Source organism: Capnocytophaga sp. ARDL2, from assembly GCF_041530365.1.
In the GTDB taxonomy this organism is placed as follows: Bacteria; Bacteroidota; Bacteroidia; order Flavobacteriales; family Flavobacteriaceae; genus Flavobacterium.
Map to the genome: position 1 here is coordinate 1,153,124 of NZ_CP168034.1, position 25,460 is coordinate 1,178,583.

Here is a 25,460-nt window from a genome sequence, read left to right on the forward strand (position 1 = left end):
ATAATAGAATGTTTGTTGTATTTATAGACATTACTTTCTCAGACGAGGAGTTGATAATGTGCTCATCCAGTGCTAAATAAAACCAAAAGGAATGTTAAAAATATTTTTTTTTTATAGGGCAAAAGTACTGTTTACTTCTGAAATGAACCAATCGTACATGTACGATTTTCGACAGTTCAAGCACGATTTTACACCATTGATGCATGAAATTGAGGGGTTGTATAAAAATGATACAACCTCAAATTTATTTTGCCAATCCTAAACAAAAACCGTATTTTTGCCATTCGAATACAGAATTTATGGAACAATTTGTAGTATCTGCTAGAAAATACCGTCCGCAAACTTTTAAAGATGTGGTAGGACAACAGGCGATTACCAATACTTTGGTAAACGCTATCGAAAACAATCACTTGGCTCAGGCCTTGTTGTTTACCGGTCCTCGTGGTGTCGGTAAAACGACCTGTGCGAGAATTTTAGCTCGTAAAATCAACCAAGTGGGCTACGACGACCCTACAGAGGATTTTGCGTTTAATGTATTCGAACTCGATGCGGCGTCTAATAATAGTGTGGAAGATATCCGTAATTTGATAGACCAAGTGCGTATCCCACCACAAACGGGGCAGTACAAGGTATATATCATCGATGAGGTACACATGTTGTCGAGTGCAGCTTTCAATGCCTTTTTGAAAACCTTAGAAGAACCGCCAAAACATGCTATTTTTATCTTAGCTACTACTGAAAAACACAAGATTATTCCTACGATATTGTCTCGTTGTCAAATTTTTGATTTTAAACGAATCACAGTTCAGGATGCCAAAGAGCATTTGATGGAAGTAGCAAAATCTCAAAATATTACATTTGAGGAAGATGCTCTACAAATCATTGCACAAAAGGCAGATGGAGCGATGCGTGATGCCTTGTCTATTTTTGACCGTGTGGTCTCGTATTGTGGAAATCATTTGACGTATAAGGATGTAGCAGAAAATCTCAATGTATTGGATTATGATACTTATCTAAAAGTAACTGATAGTATGATTGTCAATGATTTACCTCAGTTGTTGTTGGGATTTGACGATATATTGGCAAGAGGATTTGACCCACATCATTTCGTAATGGGCTTGAGTTCACATTTCCGTAATTTGATGGTTTGTAGAAATCCCCAGACATTGGAGTTGTTGCAAGTATCTGACGAGGTAAAAGAGCAATTTAAAATTCAGGCACAAAAACTTTCGCAAGCTCAGTTGATAGAAGCGATAGAAATTGCCAATACATGTGATTTGAATTATCGTACCAGTCAGAACCAGCGATTGTTGATTGAGTTGTGTTTGATGCAATTGGGATCAATTACACATCCAGAGACTGAAAAAAAAAAAGTAAATTTTTCATAATTCCCACTTCGTATTTCGCTACTCAATCCGTAGAATCGCAAACTTCGGTGCAAAATGTAGTAAAACAAATAGTAAATTCAACTCAAGAAGAGAAAGTAGCCGAATCACAAGGAGAAGTTTATTCGAGTTTGTCGTTGAAGAGCATAGAAAACAAACGCAAATTAGAATCGAGCATTCACCCCATGGATATGAGTGACGAAAACAAACCACAGGATAGTTTTTCCGAAGCACAATTGTATGATTTGTGGGAGCAATGTGAGAAAAATTATTATACTACTGGTCGTATGGTGATGGCGTCTAATATGCAAATAGCTGAAAAGCGATTGAATGAAAATATTTTACAATTGGAATTTCCATCAGAAGGAACCAAATTGAGTTTTGAAGAAAATATGTATGATTTGGTTTCGTTTTTAAGGCGAAAGTTAAACAATTATAATTTTCAAATTGAAACAATCGTTAATGAAAAGATGCCTACAAAGAAAATGATTTTTACGACGGAAGAAAAAGTAAATCATTTGAAAGAGAAATATATAGCGTTTCAGGAGTTGATAAAAGTATTTGAATTATCATCGAAAGATTAGGTGTTGATAGAAAAGAGAAAGATAAAAAAATAAAATATTTTCAAAAAAGTTTGCTTGTTGTAGAAAAAAGTTCTACTTTTGCAACACTTTTAAAAAAGAAAAGTTCTTATCATTGTAAGAAAAAATAGGAGAGGTGCCGGAGTGGTAACGGAGCAGATTGCTAATCTGTCATCGGGTAACCGATGCCAGGGTTCGAATCCCTGTCTCTCCGCACAGAAAATATTTCGGGGTGTAGCGTAGCCCGGTTATCGCGCTTGGTTTGGGACCAAGAGGTCGCAGGTTCGAATCCTGCCACCCCGACAAAGTATTTTTCATAATTTTTGGGTTTTAAGTATTATAATGGTAGGTCCAGTAGCTCAGCTGGATAGAGCAACTGCCTTCTAAGCAGTAGGTCTTAGGTTCGAATCCTAACTGGATCACGAGAAAAGTTCATTCATTTATATGAATAGGAGAGGTGCCGGAGTGGTAACGGAGCAGATTGCTAATCTGTCATCGGGTAACCGATGCCAGGGTTCGAATCCCTGTCTCTCCGCACAGAAAATATTTCGGGGTGTAGCGTAGCCCGGTTATCGCGCTTGGTTTGGGACCAAGAGGTCGCAGGTTCGAATCCTGCCACCCCGACAAAGATTTTCATAATTTTTGATTTTTAAATTGTTATTCATGGTGGGGTCCAGTAGCTCAGCTGGATAGAGCAACTGCCTTCTAAGCAGTAGGTCCTAGGTTCGAATCCTAGCTGGATCACTTCATCAGACTCGATAGCTCAGTTGGTAGAGCACAACACTTTTAATGTTGGGGTCCTGGGTTCGAGCCCCAGTCGGGTCACGAAAGCCTTCTTGCTAAAGAAGGTTTTTTTATGTCTTTAACCTTCATTAATGGTATTTTGTGAATTTTTTTCCGAACTTTTTATTTATTTTGTAGCAATTTTATAAAAACGAATATTTTTTATGCTAAAACATATAGTTTCTTGTTTATTGCTGTTTTTTATCTCCACAACTTCTTTTGCCCAAGTGGTGTTTGAAGTCAAGGTAAATCGCTCAAAAATAGCTCCCGACGATGTGATAGAAATTTATTTTGTTTCTAATGTAAATGGTAGTATCTCTTTGCCAAATTTTGATGGATTTCAAATTTATGGTGGTCCCAATCGTTTTCATAATTCATCTAATATTAATGGTAAAGTAACTACCGAGTCAGGAATCTCTTTTGTACTTTCTCCTAAAAAAAATGGAACCATAACCATCGAAAGTGCTCAACTGGAATACCAAGGAAAAAAATACCAAACCCAACCCATCCGCATAGAGGTGAGCGAAAAATATCAAAATCAACAGCCCCGTCAGCAATCTCCGCAAAACAGACATCAGCAATTGTATCAACAGATGCAACAGCAAATGCAACAACAGATGCAACGTCATCAGCAAATGATGCAACAGTTTGACGAACTATTTGAACAAAGACAGCGTCCTCAATTTCGCATTCCTCAAGATGCGGGAAGAGGGGTTCATATCGAAACAAAAGTGAGCAAAAACTCGGCTTATGTAAACGAACCAATCTATATCGAGTACATCTTGCATGTGAGTTATTTTTCGAGTGCAAATGATATCGAATTTGAACAAGCTCCTGTGTTTAAAGATTTTTGGAACTATACAGAAGATAATAGAAATCCGCCGATTGAAGAGCGAACTTACAATGGTAAGAAATATCGCTCAATCGTGTTGAAAAAAGCGGTGTTGATGCCTCAAAAAGAAGGTACATTGGAAATTCAGCCTGTAAAAATGCGAATGATTCAAGAAGATTTTACCGATAGTTTTGATGCTTTTGGTCGTCCGCAAATGGATAGAAAGCGTGTTACTATTGCTTCCCAACCTGTGAAAATTCAATCAAAAGCTTTGCCTGTAGCCAATCAACCAGTCAATTTTTCGGGAGCGGTTGGTAGTTTTGATCTGTCGCAAACAATTGATAAAACCATTCACAAAGCTGGGGAAGCGATGACGTTCAGCATCACTCTCAAAGGAAAAGGGAATCTCGATTTGATTCAATTGCCTACTTTGAAATCGGTAGAACATTTAGAAATCTATGAACCGACCATCAAAGACAATTTTTCTAAAAATATTCAAAACGGATTGGAAGGTTCGCGTACCTATACCTACACGATTGTTCCTGCATATAAGGGTGATTATACCATCGAACCGATTGAGTTTTCGTATTTTGATTTGGCTTCGCAATCTTATAAAATATTGAAAACAAATGAAATAAATCTTAAAATAACTGAGGGAGATACACCACCAATAGAAAGTGATTTGGACGAAAAAGAATTAGATACTACGGTTGTTCAATCTATAAAAAAACAATTTGATACAAACAAAGGACGTTTAGGATGGGCAAAATCTAAGAGTTTTGATTGGTTGTTTTTTATCCCATTGGTTGCTATTCCTATGCTTTTTATTGGAAAAAAATATTCAAAAAAAATAGATTTTTTACCTAAGGAAAATCAAAGTAAATTGGCAAAAAAATATTTATTTCAGGCAAAAGCTCAAATAGAAAATCCTACTGAATTTTATTTTACCTTAGAAAAATGTTTACATAATTATTTAAAAGGAAAATATCAGTTGGAAATCAAAGATTTGACTTCGGAAAAAATTGCTCTTTTGTTACAGGAAAAAAATGTTTCGGAGGAAATAATCAGCCAATTTATACAGTTGAAAGAAACTTGCGAAATGGCAAGATATGCCTTGGTTGATCATCAAAATACAGAAAATGATTATCAACTGGCAGTAGAAACGATTCAAAATTTAGATAAACAATTGAAAAAATAATATGAGAAAGTTACTGATAGTGTGTGAACTGTTTTTTTCAATTTCGTTGTTTGCACAGGATGCTCAATCGTTGTTTTCAAAAGCAACTACGGCTTATGAAAAAAATGATTTTCCTACAGCAATTACATCCTACAAAACTTTGTTGAAAGACTATCCTTACAACGTAGATATTCATTACAATCTGGCAAATGCCTATCAAAAACAGCAAGATACAGTTTGGGCAGTGTATCACTACGAACAAGTGTTGAAAGTGCAACCTGACTTTAAAGCTGCGAGGGTAAATTTACAGTTTTTACGTCCAATAGAATCACCTGATCGTCATTTTCAAATGGAAACAAGCGAAGTCTTTTATAGTTTGTTTTCAATGTTTTCTATTGGAACTTGGTCGATGATTGCCTTGTTGTTCAGTGTTTTGACATTGGTAGGATTTGCTGTAAAATTGTATGTTGCAAATAATACCAAAATCGGAAATTACGCGTTTTGGATTGCCCTTCCGTTGGCATTGTTTAGCTATGGAATAGTAAAATTTCAGCAAAATTATTTAACCACACCTCATTATGTTTTGACTTTGAAATCTGCTTCATTGAAAAATGAACAAAGAGAGTTTTCTAGAGAAATTATGACTTTACCACAAGCAACCAAATGTAGACTTTTGTCAAAAGAAAATAATTGGTATCAAGTGCAATTGGTAGATGAAACCGTTGGTTGGGTAGAGAAAAATTTGGTGATTGGTTTGTAATATTACATTATACTCCATTCTATTAGAAAATACCAAAATCCGATAGTGAGAAATGATATTGGAATACCAAAACCGACCATCATATTGCTCAATTCGGGTTTTAGACCGTATGAATTGGCTAAAATGGCTCCTGTAATCATAGGAGCCATTGCTGCTTCTATGATACATATTTTTGTTTCTAAAGTGTTGAATCCTAAAATGTAATAATATAAAGTGAAAATCACAAAGGGGAATAAGAGTAATTTATATGCAAGTCCCAATCCCAAAAAGCCAAAGTGTTTGCTATAGGTTTTGAATTTGAGTTGAAAACCTACCGAAATCAACGCAATAGGGGATATGGTAGCAGCTAATCTTTTGAAAACTTCTTTCAACTCGAAAGGAAAATCTATACCGAGGATTAGTAAAAGTATAGCAAAACAAAATGCAATAAAAGGAGGAAAAGAAATGATTTTTTGAATGAGACTTTCGCTTTCATTTTTAGCAGATTTTTTTGCATAATAGGTAGCAGTCAAAATTCCCAAAGTAGATAAAACGACAAAAGTACCAGGTAAATCTACGATAATTAGTGTTTTCATTCCCTCGTCACCATATAGTCCAGTAATAATCGGAATGCCAACGAATGAGGTGTTTCCCAAACCTGCAGTGAGTGTCAAACAGCCGATCAGTTTTTTTGACCAATGAAAGATTTTTCCCAACAAAGCAAACAACAAAAATGAAAGGGTAAAACAAATCCAAGCTACGCCAATTGGTAATAACAACGACCATTGCAATTGCAAATCGGGGATGTAATATAGTGCCATTGCCGGAAGTGCTACATATAGTATATAGCCGTTGAGAACGGCAGGTGTGTTTTTGGGAAAAGTTTTGCTGTATCTCAATCCGATACCGATTGCCAAACAAATAAATATGAGTAGTATCTGTGTCATAGTCTAAATGTTTTGATGTCGTAAAGATACTATAATTCTATTGTTTTTAGAATGAATTTAAAGAAAAAGATTTTTTTATGTCAAAAAAAAAAGAGGCTGAAATGTCGCCTCTTTTTCATTATTATTCTTCAATAGGTAAATAACCTCTTGTTTTTAAATTTTGTTCTGTTGTTTCGTACATTTTTCTATACAAAGTAATGGCTTCTTCAACAGATGTAAATTTGGTTTTGTCTAAATTATCTTCAAACCATTTTTCAACCTTCTCCAAATGTGGATAAAGGTTAGAGGTTTCTTTTAGGAATTGTTCAATACTTACCTTTGAGTTGAATCGTCTAATCAAACCAATTTCCGTATCATATTCCATGCTCTTGTTGTAGTTTTCACGAAGAATATTCATTCTATCTGTTTCAGTTTCTTGAGCAGAAACATTGAATAATGTGAGTAAAAAAGCTGATAATATTATTATTTTTTTCATTGTTAATGAATATTATTAATTAATTATTTATGATTCGAGAAAATGAGTTCCAAGGTTATTATATTTTTTATAAATGCAAAAGTTTTTTAATTTTTTAAGGAGGAATAATTAAATTTCTAAATTTATTATATGGTAAATTTAAATGTTATAAAAAAAGAGGCTGTTTTTTACAGTCTCTTTTTTTATTTACTTTACTGGTGTTCCGTACAAATCAAATTCTGTAGCATTGTGAATCTCTACATTGACAAATTCACCTACTTTTACATAGTGTTGAGTAGCATCGATGAGTACTTCGTTGTCCACATCTGGCGAATCGAACTCGGTGCGTCCGATGAAGTGATTGCCTTCTTTGCGGTCGATGATACAACGGAACGATTTTCCGATTTTTTCTTGGTTCAACTCCCACGATATCTGTGCTTGTATCTCCATGATTTCATTGGCACGGACTTGTTTTATCTCTTCTGGCACATCGTCTTCCAATGTATAGGCGTGGGTATTTTCTTCGTGTGAATAGGTAAAACAACCCAATCTTTCGAAACGCATTTCTTTTACCCAATCTTTCAAAATTTGGAAATCTTCTTCTGTTTCACCAGGATAGCCTACAATCAAAGTAGTACGAATAGCCATTTCGGGTACGCGATTTCTAAATTCTTTTAACAAATCGGTTGTTTTTTGATAAGTGGTACCTCTACGCATAGATTTCAACACATTATCAGCGATATGTTGCAATGGAATGTCAATATAATTACAGATTTTTGGTTCTTTTTTCATCAAGTCCAATACCTCCATCGGAAAGCCTGTTGGGAAGGCATAATGCAAACGAATCCACTCAATACCTTCTACTTGGGCAAGGTTTTCCAGCAATTCGGCAAGGTTGCGTTTTTTGTATAAATCCAATCCGTAGTAGGTCAAATCTTGTGCAATCAAAATCAATTCTTTTACGCCGTTTTTTGCCAAATTTTCCGCTTCTTTTACCAATTTTTCAATAGGTTGAGAAATGTGTTTTCCTCTCATAATCGGAATCGCACAAAACGAACACGGACGGTCGCATCCCTCAGAAATTTTGAGATATGCATAGTTTTTTGGAGTAGTCGTCAATCGCTCACCCAACAATTCGTGTTTGTAATCCGCCCCTAACGCTTTGAGCAACAACGGTAAATCTGTAGTACCAAAATATTTGTCCACATCTGGAATTTCGGCTTCCAAATCTGGTTTGTAACGCTCAGAAAGACAACCTGTAACAAATACTTTATCTACTAATCCTTGTTCTTTTTTGTTTACATATTCGAGGATGGTGTTAACTGATTCTTCTTTGGCGTTGTTGATAAATCCGCAAGTGTTGATCACCACAATATTGGCTTTGTCGTTTACTGCCTCATGGGTTACATCTTTACCACTTGCTTTTAGTTGCCCCATCAATACTTCACTATCGTAAAGGTTTTTTGAGCAACCAAGGGTTACTACATTGATTTTATTTTTTCTAATTGATTTTGTACGCATGGTGTTGTTAGTTTATTTTGATAATTCCTCCAACGGCGATTATCGTTTGGAAGAAGGTAAAATCATGAGAGACAGAATCGTTTCCTGTGTCAGATGTTGGACTTTTTACGATGTCGATATATCCCACTTTTGATTCGTATTGAATAAAAAAGTGTTTAAACAAAGTAATATTTGCACCAATTTTGGCACCAGTACCCCAACCCGCTACATTAAAAGAGTCTTTTCTACCACGACCTAAAACAGTTGCATCTGTACGGGGATACAAAAATCCTACTCCTGCACCTGCTAACGCATTTATTTGGATTTTGTCTGTGTTTCTGATACCTAAATATTTTGATATATCTCTGTATAGGTAAATTCTGTGTTTACATAATTGAGTCCGTCTGTATGCTCAAATTGTAAAAAATGAGGTGTGAGTTTGGTCATTCCATCAGGCATTACCTCATTGTAGCTACCTACATTTGGGTAGTGTCCCGTAACTCTTGCTACTTGATTTTGAGTCATTACGTATTTCATGTGGTCAAATCCCAATGACACATTCCACTTGTCAGAAAAGAAATACCCCATACGGAAATTGGTTTGAGGAATCGTCAATCTCAATGGATTGATGTAGTCGATGTGCCAACCTTTAGGTCTATCATGAGCCGATGCATCATGAACAACAAAATCATAATCAGCTCCTTTGAAATGCAAATCAGAGTTGGAAAAATAACCTCTGTTTCCACCCCAATAGGCAAAGAACTTTCCTTTGTTTCCGTCTGTAAACTTTTTAGATTCAAAATCTTGTGCTGTAGTTTGTACGCTACTTATCAGAGCAATTGCTCCTATGATATATTGTAATTTTTTCATGTGGGAAAATTTTTGCAAAGATAAGGTATTAAATTTACATTTTTACATTGAATTCCTCTTAACTTCTTGTTTTTACATATCAGATGATATACGGATTCGAGTTTAAATTGATAAAACAATTACAAAATAATTTTTATTGTCCAAAGTTCTTTTATAAAATATTACTTACGCTTTAATTCTTAAGATTATACAAATACTCTTTGATTATAATACCTTTGTGGTCGATTACTTGATACAAACGGTTGAAACTATCGTATCGATAGGATTCTTTTCTACCGTTGGGGTCGGTTATACTACTCACACCTACCAAAGGTTGATGTAAATAGGTTGTAACAAATCCTTGAGGAAAATGATTTCTCAATTGATTCAAAGCGGTAATTAACAAATTTTCATTGTATTGCAATGGATTGGAATATTGTGTAATTTGGTTAATTATCGATGTAGGAATCGTCGAATAACGCACATTTTCCAATTTTGCAACCAATTCTGTTTGGTTATATCCCCATATTTGTGAAACCCATACACCTTTGGCTGTTTTATATTCGAGTATATTTTCGTTTTTGTCATAACGAGTTATTTCTTGCTCCATCTCAAATGGTAATTCTGCCTTGGCGATATGAGTTTTCGTTAAATTATACCCTTGTTGAAAATTACTCAATCCATATTTTTGATAATCCCATTTCGTACGATTGAGTGGTTGATTGTTTTTGGTATTGACTACTTGAGTTTTGTAATACGCATTTCCCAATTTTGAATAACTGATTTGTTTGTCTAATGTTTCATTCAATCCTACTAAATGTATTTTTTGTCGAGTCATATTTTGGGTAATACTATCATACGAACTCTCAATAATAGTTTTATTAGGAATGTTTGAATTGCTTTCATACAATGAAATGGTCGATTTTTCAGACAACATTTTAGGGTGAATAGAAACGCTATTCCCATTTATACTCAAATTATATGGAGCAGGTGAAAATGTTTGCTCTATCTCGATAGTTTCAATTAATTGATTCAGAGTGTTGTATTTTTTTATGCCGAAAGGATATTTACTTTTAAATACACTATTAGATTCTGATAAATCAAATTCGTTGATAACTTTACCTTTACTAGGCGTTTCTACCGTTATAAATTTATACATAATCAAAGAATGAAAATCGATGATGTTTCTGGTTTTATACCAATTATCTGTATAATAAGTGGTAAAATAGTGCGAATATCCACTACTTGTACGCGGATGATTGGGAATTTCGTAAGAAAACAATTGCTCATTGACCACATTTTGATTGGAATTGATATTAGTGGTGTTTTTTGAGAAACTTTTTATTCGTTTGATACGACTTCCCAAAGTATAATTGTAAAATTTCAATTGGTTAAACGGTTTAGCCTTTTTATAATAGGCTCTTACATATTCATAGTACTGCTTGTATTCAGGTTCTATTTTTATAAAATAAATTTCATCATCTAATACCCTATTCAATGTTGCTTTAGGAAAGCAATTGGTGTTGTTTTTTAGTTGATTATATGATGAAACAGCCGTTTGAGGATTGTTTTTCTTAGAATTCACAGCGTATATTTTAGGGTAATAAAAAGAGTGCTGTGGAAAATTAGTAAAAATAGGATTTAACTTAAAATCAATAAATAACTGCCTATAAATATCTGTATCATAAGGTTCGTATAATGTCAAATCAACCCAATAGCCACCATTTTGAGCATCGTAAGTTAGAGGAATTTCTTCAAAAGTATAATTTTCAGCAACACGAGTTTTAAATTCATTTAGAATCATATTATAAACAGGTCTTCCAGGAGTAGCTCTTGTGAGGTTTGTATATTCTTTGTACCCAACAGTATTAGGTTCGTATTCATAAAAAGTTACACCGCCCTCTGGAGTGATGATCTTTGAAACAGCTCCTAAAGAAAAATAGAGGTTTGCAGGAATAAAACCATTATCAGGACATTCTATTTTGTGATAAAAACCATTATAATTTTTATCAGGAGAACCACCTATCAAATCATAGAATATTTGATAGGTTCTTTTAGCTGTTCTTTGCTTGTTGTGAAAAACTACTTTGCCTAATGCTACTTTGAAAAAACTAGAGGTCATTTCAAAATCTATATCCGCTATCACATGACCGCTTAAATTTTTATACTTCAAATTTCTTTTTGGAGACTGTTTAGGAGAAAGCTCAATTGTGCCTTTATTAATAATATCAACAGATTTGAAGTTACAACTGTATTTTTTTCTAAATGTTACAGTTTTTGTATTTTCCTCGTCGTAATTGTATTTCAATAATTCGTTATTGTGTTTGTCTTGTATCCAACTTACATAAAAAGTTCGTTTTTCTGCAAACAGTGTATTTGTAAAAGCCCCTTCGGAAACTCCTTCTTTGGCACTATTTGCAAAATGATATTTAGTACCATGCTTGTCAGTAATAGTAAATGTATGCAATCGAAACTTTTCATTTGAATATGTATAATGAAATTGAATATCAGCATAATCATTTTGTTCTAACACTTTGATTGTAAAATTCGTATTTTTTTTAACGATTACAAATTTTCCAGTCAATCCCATTATGCTATAATGATAAACAGCATTTCCGTTTTTAGAATGAAAATCGGAATAATAAGATTCGTCATACCCCGAAGTAATTGCAATACTACCTATTAGGTTCAACGACCAACAGTCTCCTATATCATTGGTAGAAAAATATTTATTGATCGATGCATAGTGATTGTTTTCTACTTTTAGTGAAAAAGAGAAGTTAGGATTTTGCGTTTTTACATCAAACAGTGGAATTTCAATTTGCGGAATACCTGTATGCAAAGCCACTGGAAACACGGCATTGTTTACCGTTTGTACATTAGATTCTTGTGCAAAATTGAAATAACTGATACAACAAAATATCATTGTGTAGATTTTTTTCATCGTGTATTTTTATTTATTTAATAACATCTGATTTTCAATCAACAATATATTTTTTTTTCTATTTTCCAATAAAAAATAAAACGTTTCACAATCCAAATCACGAAAATTATATTCAATATAAGGGATTTGCCAACCATCCTCCAAAACGAAATTTTCAACATTCAGCAAATCAAAAATTCTATTTTTTATTTTTTCATTTTCGCTAAAAGCACTAATTTCATTAACAAATTGGTGGGAAATTTCAATAAATTCTTTTCCTTCTTTGGTCATTTTTGTTCGCTTTCCCTTTTCAAAAAAAGGATTGTATTCTCCTGTACACAAACGCTGATAATATTCGAGCTTTTCCAAATAATTATCTATCAAAAAAGAAAGTTTTGCTTCTCCTTTTCTTAATTCCTCATTTGAATTTTTAAGATAAACAATGTCTTCTGTAAACGAATGTTGTACATTCATCACAGACCTATCCAATACCAAGGGTTCTTTAGGTAAATTGGGTACATTTGTCGGTTTTTCTTTACACGAAACAAAAATCAATGTGAGTAATAAAATAGTTGTTGTTTTCATTTTTTATTATAAATTTACCTCGACAAGAAATACACTGTTGGAAAAATAAAAGCAACAAACCAAAATATAGCATTGAGAATACCATCTTTCATTAACGATAAATCGTTACTCCAAAATGTATCTTTCGGTTCTCGACCATAAAATTTCACAATTATCCAAACAAGAATTTTATACGAAACCCATTGAATAATAGGGATTTTTAAAAACTCAATTCCTTTTATATCTTTAAACAAAACAGCTAATAGAAAAAATAAAGTTCCTAATACAATGAAGTATTTGTTGTATTTTGGATTACTCAATATAGTTCTATCAAATAAGAAAATAGCTACTATTATTAAACTTATTATCAAAAATAAAGGTGCCATAAATATATTAATTAAAAGAATTGTACAATGAATCAAATGCTCCTAAACTATCTGCAACACCAAGAGTAATTGAAATTACCTTAATAGCATAGGTTGTTGTTTTACAATTTGTTTAAACCCAGAAGCACTAAATTTGATAACCCCTTTATCTAATAATATTTCATAATCATATAAAAACACTTTGCCATTGACAGATTTTCTTTTGTTTTTCATAATAATTTCTGAAATATACAATGACATTGAATCTTTATAATCTATAGAAATTTCTAAATTAGAAACATCATTAAAAATCAAAGTACAAGGCGAAATCCATAAATCATAAACATTTTGCTTATTTAAATCCCATTTAAATATATATTCAAGTTCAATTTTAAACTCGAAATTGTTATCTGGAAAAGATATTGAATGAATTAAAGAGTCATGCCAACTCATATCAATAAAATCTGTTTCTGTCCAAACATTTTTTTCTATCATTTTTTTCTATTTATGTGATTATAGATAGTTCTAATATCTTGTTGTGTCATAGGACGTACCCAATGCCTATCTTTATTCCAAAAAATTTCACCTGTATTTGGATTAAAATTTTTATATGAATGTTGTACATGAGGGGTTGGAACCCCTTTATGAGTTGCTCCAACTAAGTCATAATGAATAATCTTATTTGGTGTCCTTAATGAAATAGAGTTTTTTCCAATTTCTTTACTTACTTTAGTCGCTTGTTCAGCAACAGAAGCGGCTTTGTATGCATATTTCCCTCCTTTTGCTAAATCTCCAAAAGGCAAAATTGATATTGCACTAATAGCAGCACTTCCATAATCTCCGTTAATTAAATATATTACAGCATTTATTCCATCAGAAATACCTGTTGGATCGAAAACTCCAATTACATCAAGAGTAGTTTGTAATGACGAAACTACACCGTTAGTACCATTATATAAATTTCCACTTCCTCCTATATTTCCACCACCACTACCTGAACTACTTCCTGCACCGCCTCCGCCAGTAGTACCGTCGTATTTAAATAATTCGAAAATCATTTCTCCTTTTATGAGATAAGCAACTTGCAATTTTTGTCCTACGCGTACATAAGAAATCGAATTATGATCAACTCCCCAAAGTCCGTCGGTTCTTTTATACAATTCAAAACCAGACAGATTATTCCTCAACGCAAACGATTTCGCCTCCATTTCACTTTCAAACAACCCTGTTCTATCTTGCCAATATATAGGATTATTAAACCCATAACGGTACGGAGTGATGTTTGGGGCTAACTCACTTAGCAAATCTATTGAGCTAAATCGCTCAATTGCCGAGTTGTAGTGGCGGAAATCCGTTTCTACAACATGCAATCCTAATCGTTTAATAAAACATCTTTTTTTACTAACAACACATCTCTTTTTCTTTTTTCTAATTGAAAAACAACCATTTTTGGAGAATAACCATTGAAATACCAATACATATACAAAGCAAAACTATTTTCACCTATTGGAACATCATGCACCCCTAAAAGTTTTTCTATTCTTAGTTTAGAAGTTGATGAAAGTTCAAATTTCTCAAAACAAGAAAGATATTCTTTTGTTAGGTTCATAAAATTTTTACTCTCTGCGATTTCTTGGTCGTTTTGAAAAAATGGATTACTGTTTTCAACAGTAGTTTTTTCAATGATTTCATCTAAATATGTAATATAATCCTCAGTTTTTTGCTTGAAATTTTCATATCCTTCAGTTGTTCGTTTTGACTTTTCTATTTCTAAAATTTCTTGTTGCAAAAAATCAAAATCACTTTTTTCTTTTTTAGCATATTCAATAAAAAGGTTGTCGTGATTAATTTCATTTCCTTTTTGATTTTCACTACACGACACACATATTAATGTGAGTATTAAAATTGTTGTTGTTTTCATTTTATCTAATTGTATCTCCGTTAATAATATATCCTCTTCCATTACTGATAATTACATCATAAGCTCTACTTTTTGCACCTACAGGATTGAAAGAGTTAAACCAAATAGTGTCTGTTCTAATATAATTAAAAGACCTTATATCCACTTCGTTATTTGGAAAAAAACTATCTATTAAATCTTGTCCTATACTAATTCCATCCATTAAAGTTGAAATATGTTTCAAGAGGTTAACTCTTGTATTTAAATCAAGGCTTGGACTGTAGATATTATTCATTGAACCGTATAACACTCCATTACTTCCTAAAGAAGAGCCTATAAAGCCAGAACTCATTCCTCCTCCGTATTGAATATAACCACTAAAACTATTACCTAAAAAACTACTATTAGAACCATTAGGAATAGCAACATTATGGTGACAACAGGCAGTGGGTATTCCACTTATATTATTGGCTACACCTAAACTACCACCACTACCAGAATTACTTCCGCTACCGCTACCTCCACCACTACCTGTAGTACCGTCGTATTTAAATAATTCAAAAATCATTTCATCTTTTATGAGATAAGCAACTTGCAATTTTTCTCCTACGCGTACATAAGAAATCGAATTATGATCAACTCCCCAAAGTCCGTCGGTTCTTTTATACAATTCAAAACCAGACAGATTATTCCTCAATGCAAATGATTTCGCCTCCATCTCGCTTTCAAACAAACCTGTTCTATCTTGCCAATATATAGGATTATTAAACCCATAACGGTACGGAGTGATGTTTGGGGCTAACTCACTCAACAAATCTATTGAGCTAAATCGCTCAATTGCCGAGTTGTAATGACGGAAGTCGGTTTCTACGGCGTTTAATCCTAAATGTCTTTTTCATTACATATTAAAATTTTACTTTTGAAAATGAACGATATAGACCAACATAGGATTGTCTTTACTAAAATTTATATGAACACTTTCTCTATTAAAATTTTCATCATTTGTAATTGAATAATGATAACCTTTGTATACTAAACTATCTATTTTATTTTCATAATAAGTGAACTTTTTCAAATTAGCATATAAAATCGATTGTGCTTCTTCATTGGACAAAGGTATAATAAGAGTAGTAGTTTGCGAACTAAAATCTTGTTCTGTTTCAAAACCAATTCTATTTTCATTTACTTTAAATTCTGTTTGTAACAGTTTATTTAGTTGGTTTATGAAAATTTCTTTATCACTTCTATAGCTATTTGTACAGTTGAAGCATAAGACATACAGTAAAATCAAGATGTTTTTTTTCATCGTGTATTAATTTTTGTTGTACCATTAAAGTATATAGGATAAGCCGTACCGTGTCCATTAAACATCCCTCCCATAAAAGTTAAAAAATTTCTCATTGTAAAAATTTTTCCATGGTGTATTTCAAAATTGTATGTATTGGGTAAAGCCATTATTCTATTATTTCCAATATATACTAATGATATATTTCCGTAAATCAACCCTTGCTCTACTCTATTGTTTACAAAATCATTTCCTAAAAAATTAACAACTAACATTTTATGATCTTGATATTCTAATTTATATTTTAAAATCTTTCCACTGTAATTCCATCAAAATTTAAAGAACTTAAATTTACATAAACAGGTTCTCCTTTACCAAAATTATAATGATATATAGCATCTTCAAAAGTAAAATTGTTTAAAAACTTTTGTTTCAAATGTTGTTGATAAAAATCGTTATAACTTTTATAATTTCTATTTCCTAGAAAACTATTTTTTTTATCACCTCCACTATTATTACTACTGCTTCCACTCCCTTCACCATCCTTATCAAACGAAGACAACTTCATAATATTTTGTACAGTTACTTCTAATTCTTGTTTTGCAGTTTGTCCTGTCAATAGCATAAAAATATCTTTAGCGTCTTCGCCTGTAAATTGCCACCCCATCAACTCTCCATTGTGATAAATAGAGGTTGCATCTGCTCCGCTTGGGGCGCTCCAATATACAGGATTCCCACAAGTGTTATTTATTTTCATTTATCCAAGTAATAAAAACAATACAAAAAACTAAAAATAAAAGATATAAACCAAATGTCAAATTGTCTCTGAATTTATTTCTATTTTGGGAACTATATCTTTCGTTCAATTTATAAATCCATTTGTTTTTTAAAAAAAGAAAATAATTTAATCCTATTCCTAATGTTATAAAGAGAATTTTAAAAATAATGTCAGAATCTGAATTAATATTAATTTGAACATTTAAGAGTATTTCAACAAAACCTAATGCAATGACGATATGAATCAATTCAAATATTGACATAAAGCAAGTGAAACCTATAACAATAGGTACTGTTTCGTTTTGTTTTAAAGCTATTCTGTATATTTTGTAAATCATTAATTTGTAAATTTTTTTCATTTTTAAGAATCTATATAATTATAAAGTTGTTCTCCATACTCATTTTCTAATGCATTTAGAGCTATTCCTACAACAACTCCAACTCCTGGTATCCATAAATTTAAACCATATTCAATAGTTATAATACCTATCTGAACTCCAACTCTTGTAGTATTTCCCCATGTCTTGTTGTTATTCCAAGAGTAAATAGCACTTCCTAATGTAGAAACATTACCAACAATAGAAATAGCTCCTGTAACTTTGACTATTTTTGAAATAGCTTTTAAATCTTTTGGTGTTGCATTTTTCTTTGCTCTTAACGCACCTGTTTCAAAAATATTAGAAACATGGGTTGCAGTAAACATAACTCCATTATTGAAATCATTTAATTGATTTCCGAAACTACCTCCACTACTGTTATTTGATGAATTTCCTGTTGTGCCTAAACCAGAACCAACACCTCCCAATCCACCTCCTCCAGAAGAATCAGCACTCATTATTTCTGTGAAATTTATAACAAGAAGGTTACCAATATTATAAAAACTTTTAAGAGTAGTGCCAATTTTCATATATGTAGTTGCATCATACCTAACCATCCAAGTTCCTGCATCACTAAATATTTCTGCACAATACATTTTATTTCTCAATGCAAATGATTTCGCCTCCATCTCGCTTTCAAACAACCCTGTTCTATCTTGCCAATATATGGGATTATTAAATCCATAACGATACGGAGTAATGTTTGGTGCTAATTCACTTAACAAGTCTATTGAGCTAAATCGCCCAATTGCCGAGTTGTAGTGGCGGAAATCCGTTTCTACAACATTCAATCTCAATCGTTCTTCGTACTCCTTGTTGAGATATTTGTAGCGATGATTGGTACTTGCTAACATATTATACCCCTCGTGTTGCAATCCAAATGGGTAATAATTCGCCTCGTCGATGATTTCGCTTACAGGTTCGATACTGCCGTTTTGATTGAGGTCGGCATAGCTCAAACGGATATTCCCTAAATGGTCTTTGTACTGATATACATACAAATAACCACCGTTGTGTGGTTTTACATAGCCTTCGGGCTGGGCAAAAAACTGTAAATTGCCGTTTTCGTATTGAAAACCGTGCGTATAATCACTCGTAACTACTGCTCCTTGGTTGGGCTGTATGCGTTTTTGTAATTTCGTGCCTACGGCGTCGTAAAGATAATAGATTTTTCCTTGCGAAAGATGTACTTCCACCGGTTGGTTCAAATGATTGTATTTGATATGATAAATCCCCTTGTTGAGGTCTTCGGTCATATTGCCCAAATTGTCATAGACATAATCCATTCCTTGGGTGTTACCGTCTTTAAATCCTGCTGTGTGGTTGGTAGCATCGGCTACATCAAGCAATTGATTGCCCCAATAGTTGTATTGCAAATCGTCTATCTGTACCGTTTGCCCATTGATGGTTGCCCCTGTGCGTTGTAGGGTTTGTATATTGCCGTTTTTGTCGTAAGTCAATTGCTCTCGGTAATCGTTTTGTAGCAAATAGCCATTCAATGCCGAGCGATACTGCAAACTATGGGCTTGTGTCAGTCGGTTCAATGGGTCGTACAAATAGCGGTAACCTCGAGTAATTCCGTCGGTTTGTGTTCGCCATATTGTACTGTTGATATTGCCATTATAGAGCGGTTTTGCTCCTGCCACATTGGGGTTTTGGTTGTAGTTGAGTTGCAAGCTAAACAACTGCTCTGCATCGGCTTGTTGTGGATTGGCATTGTTGATGTCGGTAAGCCAACCTCTTATGTTGCGTTTGTATTGTACGGTTTGCAAAGGTGTGGTTTTCCCACCTACTTTTTTGGTTGTAAGATTTCCTAAATCGTCGTAACTATGCTCTACAATGGTTTCTATGGCTTGATTCCCTATTTGTTGTTGGTGTTTGTGCAACTGATTTTTATGCGTATAGCTATACAAATCTTTTACTACCAAGGGCGTAGATTGTGCATTTTTCTTATGTGTAGTAATACTTTGCGTTGCCAATCCTTGAAAATTGCGACTGTATTCGGTAGTTGTATCGCCTTGCAAATGATGGGTTGCATAGGTTTTAATGATGTGATACTTGTTGTTGTACAGCGTATAACTGTGCGAACCCTTCATTTCGTTGGGGTGAGTCAGTGTACGCGTAAAACTTCCTGTGGGCAATCCTTTTACTTTTTGCAAAGGTGTTTGTCCTTGCACAACAGCAAACTGTGTAGGTGCTTGTGGAAATTGATAATCGTCGTAATACTGCACCGTTAGCAATTTGTATTGCGTAGGAAACTGCTCGTTGCTGTATCGCACCGCCAAACCGTCGATGGTTTGTGTAGTGGTGGTTTTTTGTTCGGCATAACTCGGATAGGAATTTATCAAATCTTGTAAGGCTTTTCTATCGGCAGAAGAAACGCTATGTTGGTCGTAATATCCTGTGAGAATTGCTCTGCCCAGGGCATCGTATTTTGTCAATGTCCAACCTTGCGTTTCTGTACCAAAAGGATTATAGACCGGAGCGGTCAAAACTACTCGGTCGTTTTTGTCATAGACGATGTATTCCCAATCTTTTTGAGGGAGTTTTTTCTCTACCACACGGTTTTTGTGATCGTACAAATATTGATAGGCATACAATTCCAACGACATCACATCAATAGCACCGTTTGTCATTGGTGGGAGAATGTAGGACAGGTTGCCGTAAAAATCATAAATATGATAAGTGTCTAATACCTCATTGTTGAGGTAAGTTCTCCTCAAAATCAGTTTTTTATCCAAGGTAGAAAATTCCTCAACGGTATTATTTTTTCCGTCGTTGGGTTGCCAATTTTCGTTTTTGATAGTTTTCTTTTGCAAATTACTTTCTGCAAAAAATCCACCATTGCTCAGCTGATTGACAAACAGCCCACGAGTGGCATTCCACGAAGAATTTACCACAAATTTCTTTACTTCATTTGCAGTATTAAACCCATATTGTATGCGTTGCGTATGGCGATGATTTTCATTGGCAGACGAAGCCAAAGACCAAGTTGTACCTGCCGCAGTTTGTTCGATTACTCGAGCATTGGGCGAAGCCTCTACTCGTTGTTCGCTATACGGATGTTGCCCTTCATCAGGAAAGCGATTTTGATAATAGGTATGCGTTTCGCTTTTTGCATTGGATTCAAAATGAGTAGAATGTATATTATTCAAAAAAGAACTTCCTATACTACCACTGCTCCCTTTGTTTATTGCAGATTTTACATAAGGCAAATAGTTTTTTACTTGCCCTAAATTTTTCTCGTATTCGATATGCGTAATAGTATTGAGAATAAAATTTCCCGTATGACTATTAACCACTTGAATCGGTCGTTGAAAACCATCGAAATAAGTAGTAGTAACCTCTGCTTTAGGAAGCATTGTTGTTTTTCCATTAGGGTAAACAATCTCTGTTGTATGATTTTCTGTAGAGGATTGGGGGTAACTTTTCCAACTAAAAATCAATAGTAATATATAGAAAAAGTACTTCATATTACTCTCTAATCACTTTTATTGAATTTTCAAACGAGTCTGTTTTTACAAAAACAATATAAACACCTTGCGGAAACGAACTAAAATCTACGGGAATTATTCCGTGTTTTATTTTTTCGGAATGATACAATTTCCCACTCATATCATATATGCTCAATTCGCCTTGTTTGTACGATTGATGAATGACTATTTGTGAAAATTCGGCTGTAGGATTGGGAATGGCTTCCAATGGTGTTTGTTGAATAAATTCTTTTCCGTTGTCTTTCAATTTCAAAATCCAAAAATCCTCTTTTCCAATGCTTTGTTTCTTGTATTGTGGATTTTTTCCTGTAGAATTTCCTGCCAAAACTATTCCTTGGTCTCTGGTAAATACGGCTTTTCTCAGTAAATCATCGCCGTCGGTAGTTATGATTTTGTCCCAAATTTTATTTCCATTTCCATCTAATAGCAACGAAAAATATTGCTGTTTATTCGTGCGAATATCTTGTAAAATTCCTGCTAATAAATACTGATTGTCTTTTGTTTTTACAGTCGAACTCAACTGTACATCGCCCGAAAAGGAATGTGCTGTTTTATGAATGATTTGAAAATTTTTATCCAACTGCCAAAACACAATTTCTTGTATTCCGCTTTCTAAAGATGTTCCTGTTAGGGTATAATTTTCAGTGTTTTTATCCCAAAATAAATCGTTAGAAAAATCATTTTCTAAAGTTCCTATTGTTTTTTGTTGCAATAAATTTCCTTGTTTGTCTAATTTTAAAATTACAATATCGTTTGAACCCGATGGATTTATCGATTTAGTAAACGAATTGCCCAAAATCACAAAACTGTCCTGCAATTCCACAACCGCTTGAGGAATATCGTTGTAATTTTTACCAAAACTTTTCTCCCAAACCAATTGTCCAAAAGCGTTGATTTTCAATAACCAAAAATCCAAACCTCCGAAGTTATCTTGCGATTTAAACGCATGTTTATCCGAATTGGAAGTAGCTAAAATCAAAAATCCTTTATCTTGAGTTTCAATGATTTTTATCAATTGTTCGTTGCCTAATCCACCATAGGATTGTTCCCAAACCAATTGCCCTTTTGCATTGATTTTTACCAACCAAAGGTCGTTTTTTCCAAAATTTTCACTCGATTTATCTGCACTAATTCCAGAATTGGAATAACCGCCCAACAAATAGCCTACATCTGAAGTTTGCACTATACTTTGTAACACATCTTGCCCATCTCCACCAAAACTCAACTGCCATTCGGGATTGCCTTCACGATTCATTTTCCAAAGGAAATAATCCAAATCACCTTTGTTTTCTTCTTTTTTCAGTCCCGATTTGTCTGAAACCGAACTACCAGCCAACAAAAAGCCATAATCTACTGTTGGAACCATGTCAAACAAATAATCGGCGTGCGAACCACCGACTGTTTTTTGCCATAAAACTTCTTGGGAATATATTGTGAAACAGACAACTAATGATAAAAATGTAGTGAATTTTTTCATTTTATAATTATGTAAAGATAAAGAAATAGTTAGAATACAAATCCTGAATTTCTTGGGACTTGGTATTAAGGCTAATGCTTACACTAATTCGACACTGCTTTTAATCCTACAATCGAGGCGATGAGTGTGCTAATAAAAAACAATCGCCAAAAGCTAGCGGGTTCTTTGAAAACAAAAATTCCTACTAATACCGTTCCAACGGCTCCGATACCAGTCCAAACGGCGTAAGCAGTTCCTAAAGGTAAATTTTGAGATACTTTTACCAATAAACTCATGCTGATAAATGTGCAAACAGCAAATCCTAAATACCACAGATATACCATGTTTCCTGTGGCTTCTTTTGCCTTTCCTAAGCAAAAAGTAAAGGCTACTTCAAATATTCCTGCTATAATAAGTAATATCCAGTACATAGTGCTACGCAATTTAGTGCTTGACGATATTTAAACCTTCGGTATTAGAGTCTTCGACACTAGAGATTAGATCCTAACGGCATTAAAGCTTTCGGCATTTAGAAATTCTCAATCTCTTAATTAATCATATACCCCAACGCGATTCCCAATACAATTGCCAACATTTTGGCCGCATTGAATTTGTGTCCTTCGCTACTTTCAAAAATGATGGTTGAGGAAATGTGGAATAAGATACCAATTACAAAAGCTGAAATCTCAGTGTAATAGGTTTGTAAAAACGGCAATACATCAGAAATATAGGTTCCTGCAGGCGTCATTGCCGCAAATAAGATCATAAACAATGCGATAATTTTTTTGTTCAAACCTCCTTGGATGAAAAACAATGTCAAAATAATAGCAATGGGGAAGTGGTGAATGGCGATTCCCCAAGCCAAATGCGAATGCTGGCTAATAGGCATACCTTCAAACAAAGCGTGAATACACAAACTAATAAACAATGTCAGCGGAAATGCCTTTTGATGTTCGTGTGTGTGTGTATGTCCGTGTTCGGCACCACGAGAGAAATATTCCAAAACGATTTGAAAGATAATCCCCAACATAATAAACAAACCAATGTGTTTCATCATACCGTGATCGTGATGTATATGTGCATCTTCGCTTCCGTGAGAGCAATGTTCATCATGTACATGCTCTTCTTCGTTGTGAATATGTTTCGAAGGATTCTCGTGCGAATGCTCACAATTTTCATCGTGTATATGTTCATCGTGCTCGTGCGAATGTGAGTGTTCTACTTTTACAATTTCGTTGGCATAGACTTCGGGAAGTAAATGCGAAACCGTCATCGTCAACAAAAAAGCACCACTAAATGCCAAAAGTAATTTTACAACCTGTTTGTTTTTCGGTTGCATCACTAACGCAATCAAGTATCCAAGGATTACGGCTATAAAAGGGACAATATATATTTCCATAACAATAATAAAAGAAAGAGGCAATCCTTTTGAATATACCTCTTTTTGTAAATTTTAGTTTGCAAAATTAGAAAAAAATATGGTACAAATGTGATATTTATTTATATCTTTTATTTCAATCATAAATATTAGGCTAACTTTGTAGTTGAAATCACATTTAGCATATTATGAATTCAAACGAATTTTATTACCATTTAGTCAATCAATCGTCGGTAGCATTAACTGCCAAACAAGAGCAATTTTTACAGATGATTGCTCGTTTTTTGTTTCAAACTCAAGACGATCGTTTGTTTATTTTGAAAGGATATGCAGGTACAGGAAAGACTACAATGCTTTCTTTGGTAGTCAATTCATTGGCTATGATTGGCAAAAAATCTGTGATGTTGGCACCTACGGGGCGAGCAGCAAAAGTAATTGCTGGATATTCCAACAAACCCGCATATACCATTCACAAATGGATTTATTTTTCGCAAAAAGACGGTGGATTTGTATTGAAAAAAAACAAACACAAAGACACGGTTTTTATTGTAGATGAATCTTCGATGATTTCAGATTATGCAACAGAATACATCGGAAAAACGCAAAAATCCCTGTTGGAAGATTTGATTACTTATGTGTATTTGGGCACCAATTGTCAATTGATTTTTACAGGAGACACCGCCCAGTTGCCACCGATAGGCAGCGAGGAAAGTCCGGCGTTGAGCAGTTATTATTTGAGTAGTAATTTTCCCGTCGAAGTCGAAGAAATCGAATTAAACGAAGTGGTTCGTCAGGCGGAAGATTCAGGTATTTTGTACAATGCCACCGAATTGCGTTCAATGATAGAAGAAGATTTTTTTGAGTTTTTCAATTTTCAAACCCAATATTTCAAAGACATTCGGCGATTGACCGACAGCTACGATATACTCGATGCGATTCACGATTCGTACAGTCGAAAAGGGGTAGAGGACACCATTTTTATTGTGCGTTCCAACAAGAGAGCCAATCAGTACAATCAGCAGATACGATTCAAAATTTTGGATAGAGAAGGGGAGTTGTGTGCAGGAGATTTGGTAATGGTGGTAAAAAACAATTATTTTTGGTTGAAAGAAAGCAAAATCACCGATTTTATAGCCAATGGCGATGTGATGGAGATATTGCAAATCTACAAATTCATCGAATTGTATGGATTTAGATTTGCATCCGTACGCGTACAAATGATCGATTATCCCGATTTAGCCCCCTTTGATACCATTGTGCTTTTGGACACACTTAACGCCGATGCACCTGCTTTGACTTACGAACAAAATCAAATGTTGTATCAAGAAATAGCCAAAGATTACGAGGACATTTCACAAGCCTATTTGCGTATGCAAAAAATCAAAAACAACGAATATTTCAACGCTTTGCAGATAAAATTTGCCTATGCTGTTACCTGCCATAAAGCACAAGGTGGACAGTGGGATACGGTTTTTGTAGAGCAACCTTATTTACCAGAAGGACTGTCAAAAGACGCTGTTCGTTGGTTGTACACCGCCCTCACTCGTACCCAGAAAAAAGCCTATTTGATAGGTTTTGAGGATAAGTATTTTGATAATTAATAATGTATAATGTACAATTGAAATACGAGGTGAAGCCGACTGAGATAAAAATCGTATATTTACAAAAAAATAGAATAGCATGGGATGTTAGTT

General features: G+C 34.0%; 25 protein-coding genes and 7 tRNA genes. 12 read left to right on the forward strand and 20 right to left on the reverse strand.

The genetic code is table 11. From position 1 onward, the window contains the following. The first annotated feature begins 299 nt into the window (after window positions 1-299). The 11 genes from dnaX to AB4865_RS05770 all read left to right on the forward strand — a co-directional run bounded on the left by dnaX (window position 300) and on the right by AB4865_RS05770 (window position 5,518). Window positions 300-1,388, forward strand: coding sequence for a DNA polymerase III subunit gamma/tau (gene dnaX / locus AB4865_RS05720; protein ID WP_372474888.1), 1,089 nt, complete (start codon window positions 300-302; stop codon window positions 1,386-1,388). A 47-nt stretch (window positions 1,389-1,435) separates the two neighbouring features. Next, window positions 1,436-1,969 carry a hypothetical protein gene (locus AB4865_RS05725; RefSeq protein ID WP_372474767.1) on the forward strand — a complete coding sequence of 178 codons (534 nt, stop codon included), beginning with the start codon at window positions 1,436-1,438 and terminating at the stop codon, window positions 1,967-1,969. 127 nt (window positions 1,970-2,096) lie between these two features. After that, window positions 2,097-2,180 (forward strand) — tRNA-Ser (locus AB4865_RS05730). A 14-nt stretch (window positions 2,181-2,194) separates the two neighbouring features. After that, window positions 2,195-2,269: transfer RNA gene (locus tag AB4865_RS05735), tRNA-Pro, on the forward strand. 45 nt (window positions 2,270-2,314) lie between these two features. Further along, window positions 2,315-2,388: transfer RNA gene (locus AB4865_RS05740), tRNA-Arg, on the forward strand. Between the two features lie 29 nt (window positions 2,389-2,417). Beyond that, window positions 2,418-2,501 (forward strand) — tRNA-Ser (locus tag AB4865_RS05745). A 14-nt stretch (window positions 2,502-2,515) separates the two neighbouring features. Continuing rightward, window positions 2,516-2,590 (forward strand) — tRNA-Pro (locus tag AB4865_RS05750). A 46-nt stretch (window positions 2,591-2,636) separates the two neighbouring features. Further along, window positions 2,637-2,710 (forward strand) — tRNA-Arg (locus tag AB4865_RS05755). A gap of 8 nt (window positions 2,711-2,718) precedes the next feature. Further along, window positions 2,719-2,791, forward strand: a tRNA-Lys gene (locus AB4865_RS05760). A 122-nt stretch (window positions 2,792-2,913) separates the two neighbouring features. Next, entirely contained in the window at window positions 2,914-4,779 is a 1,866-nt protein-coding gene (locus tag AB4865_RS05765; protein ID WP_372474768.1) for a BatD family protein, read from the forward strand. Window position 4,780: 1 nt separating this feature from the next. Further along, window positions 4,781-5,518 carry a tetratricopeptide repeat protein gene (locus tag AB4865_RS05770; protein ID WP_372474769.1) on the forward strand — a complete coding sequence of 246 codons (738 nt, stop codon included), beginning with the start codon at window positions 4,781-4,783 and terminating at the stop codon, window positions 5,516-5,518. Between the two features lie 2 nt (window positions 5,519-5,520). On the opposite strand, the gene AB4865_RS05775 is transcribed toward AB4865_RS05770, so the two are convergent. From AB4865_RS05775 to AB4865_RS05870, 20 genes are all read right to left on the reverse strand, one after another. Beyond that, a complete protein-coding gene (locus AB4865_RS05775) occupies window positions 5,521-6,444 on the reverse strand; it encodes an AEC family transporter (protein WP_372474770.1) in 924 nt (307 codons plus the stop codon). A gap of 121 nt (window positions 6,445-6,565) precedes the next feature. Continuing rightward, window positions 6,566-6,919, reverse strand: coding sequence for a hypothetical protein (locus tag AB4865_RS05780; RefSeq protein WP_372474771.1), 354 nt, complete (start codon window positions 6,917-6,919; stop codon window positions 6,566-6,568). 186 nt (window positions 6,920-7,105) lie between these two features. Then, the gene (rimO, locus tag AB4865_RS05785) at window positions 7,106-8,419 is read right to left on the reverse strand and encodes a 30S ribosomal protein S12 methylthiotransferase RimO (protein WP_372474772.1); all 1,314 of its coding nucleotides are present in this window, start codon (window positions 8,417-8,419) and stop codon (window positions 7,106-7,108) included. 7 nt (window positions 8,420-8,426) lie between these two features. Further along, the gene (locus AB4865_RS05790) at window positions 8,427-8,684 is read right to left on the reverse strand and encodes a hypothetical protein (protein ID WP_372474773.1); all 258 of its coding nucleotides are present in this window, start codon (window positions 8,682-8,684) and stop codon (window positions 8,427-8,429) included. A 59-nt stretch (window positions 8,685-8,743) separates the two neighbouring features. After that, window positions 8,744-9,268 carry a hypothetical protein gene (locus tag AB4865_RS05795; protein WP_372474774.1) on the reverse strand — a complete coding sequence of 175 codons (525 nt, stop codon included), beginning with the start codon at window positions 9,266-9,268 and terminating at the stop codon, window positions 8,744-8,746. 172 nt (window positions 9,269-9,440) lie between these two features. Further along, window positions 9,441-12,191 carry an RHS repeat domain-containing protein gene (locus AB4865_RS05800; RefSeq protein ID WP_372474775.1) on the reverse strand — a complete coding sequence of 917 codons (2,751 nt, stop codon included), beginning with the start codon at window positions 12,189-12,191 and terminating at the stop codon, window positions 9,441-9,443. 9 nt (window positions 12,192-12,200) lie between these two features. After that, a complete protein-coding gene (locus tag AB4865_RS05805) occupies window positions 12,201-12,755 on the reverse strand; it encodes a hypothetical protein (RefSeq protein ID WP_372474776.1) in 555 nt (184 codons plus the stop codon). A gap of 14 nt (window positions 12,756-12,769) precedes the next feature. Beyond that, complete coding sequence (locus AB4865_RS05810; RefSeq protein WP_372474777.1) at window positions 12,770-13,120, reverse strand: hypothetical protein; 351 nt, start codon at window positions 13,118-13,120, stop codon at window positions 12,770-12,772. A 75-nt stretch (window positions 13,121-13,195) separates the two neighbouring features. Continuing rightward, window positions 13,196-13,594 carry a hypothetical protein gene (locus tag AB4865_RS05815; protein WP_372474779.1) on the reverse strand — a complete coding sequence of 133 codons (399 nt, stop codon included), beginning with the start codon at window positions 13,592-13,594 and terminating at the stop codon, window positions 13,196-13,198. Then, on the reverse strand, window positions 13,591-14,469 hold the full coding sequence (locus AB4865_RS05820) for a polymorphic toxin type 24 domain-containing protein (RefSeq protein ID WP_372474780.1): 879 nt from the start codon (window positions 14,467-14,469) through the stop codon (window positions 13,591-13,593). Before AB4865_RS05820 ends, AB4865_RS05815 begins: the two co-directional genes overlap by 4 nt. Window positions 14,470-14,471: 2 nt before the next feature. After that, the gene (locus AB4865_RS05825; RefSeq protein WP_372474781.1) at window positions 14,472-15,020 is read right to left on the reverse strand and encodes a hypothetical protein; all 549 of its coding nucleotides are present in this window, start codon (window positions 15,018-15,020) and stop codon (window positions 14,472-14,474) included. 1 nt (window position 15,021) lies between these two features. Continuing rightward, window positions 15,022-15,810 carry a hypothetical protein gene (locus AB4865_RS05830; RefSeq protein WP_372474782.1) on the reverse strand — a complete coding sequence of 263 codons (789 nt, stop codon included), beginning with the start codon at window positions 15,808-15,810 and terminating at the stop codon, window positions 15,022-15,024. 102 nt (window positions 15,811-15,912) lie between these two features. Further along, on the reverse strand, window positions 15,913-16,305 hold the full coding sequence (locus tag AB4865_RS05835) for a hypothetical protein (protein WP_372474784.1): 393 nt from the start codon (window positions 16,303-16,305) through the stop codon (window positions 15,913-15,915). Next, on the reverse strand, window positions 16,302-16,559 hold the full coding sequence (locus AB4865_RS05840) for a hypothetical protein (RefSeq protein ID WP_372474785.1): 258 nt from the start codon (window positions 16,557-16,559) through the stop codon (window positions 16,302-16,304). The genes AB4865_RS05835 and AB4865_RS05840 overlap by 4 nt, the downstream gene beginning before the upstream one ends. A gap of 29 nt (window positions 16,560-16,588) precedes the next feature. Further along, window positions 16,589-17,041 (reverse strand): hypothetical protein, encoded by a 453-nt coding sequence (locus AB4865_RS05845; protein ID WP_372474786.1) that lies wholly within the window; start codon window positions 17,039-17,041, stop codon window positions 16,589-16,591. Then, complete coding sequence (locus AB4865_RS05850; protein WP_372474787.1) at window positions 17,028-17,420, reverse strand: hypothetical protein; 393 nt, start codon at window positions 17,418-17,420, stop codon at window positions 17,028-17,030. Before AB4865_RS05850 ends, AB4865_RS05845 begins: the two co-directional genes overlap by 14 nt. A 2-nt stretch (window positions 17,421-17,422) precedes the next feature. Continuing rightward, entirely contained in the window at window positions 17,423-20,911 is a 3,489-nt protein-coding gene (locus AB4865_RS05855) for a DUF6443 domain-containing protein (RefSeq protein ID WP_372474788.1), read from the reverse strand. A gap of 1 nt (window position 20,912) precedes the next feature. Further along, on the reverse strand, window positions 20,913-22,409 hold the full coding sequence (locus tag AB4865_RS05860; RefSeq protein WP_372474790.1) for a T9SS type A sorting domain-containing protein: 1,497 nt from the start codon (window positions 22,407-22,409) through the stop codon (window positions 20,913-20,915). Window positions 22,410-22,492: 83 nt separating this feature from the next. Further along, window positions 22,493-22,819: a multidrug efflux SMR transporter gene (locus AB4865_RS05865; RefSeq protein ID WP_372474792.1), complete on the reverse strand. Its 327-nt coding sequence runs from the start codon at window positions 22,817-22,819 to the stop codon at window positions 22,493-22,495. A gap of 116 nt (window positions 22,820-22,935) precedes the next feature. Further along, window positions 22,936-23,787 carry a ZIP family metal transporter gene (locus AB4865_RS05870; protein ID WP_372474793.1) on the reverse strand — a complete coding sequence of 284 codons (852 nt, stop codon included), beginning with the start codon at window positions 23,785-23,787 and terminating at the stop codon, window positions 22,936-22,938. Window positions 23,788-23,954: 167 nt separating this feature from the next. On the opposite strand from AB4865_RS05870, the gene AB4865_RS05875 reads away from it, so the two are divergent. Next, window positions 23,955-25,367, forward strand: coding sequence for an ATP-dependent RecD-like DNA helicase (locus tag AB4865_RS05875; protein WP_372474794.1), 1,413 nt, complete (start codon window positions 23,955-23,957; stop codon window positions 25,365-25,367). Window positions 25,368-25,460: the final 93 nt, after the last annotated feature.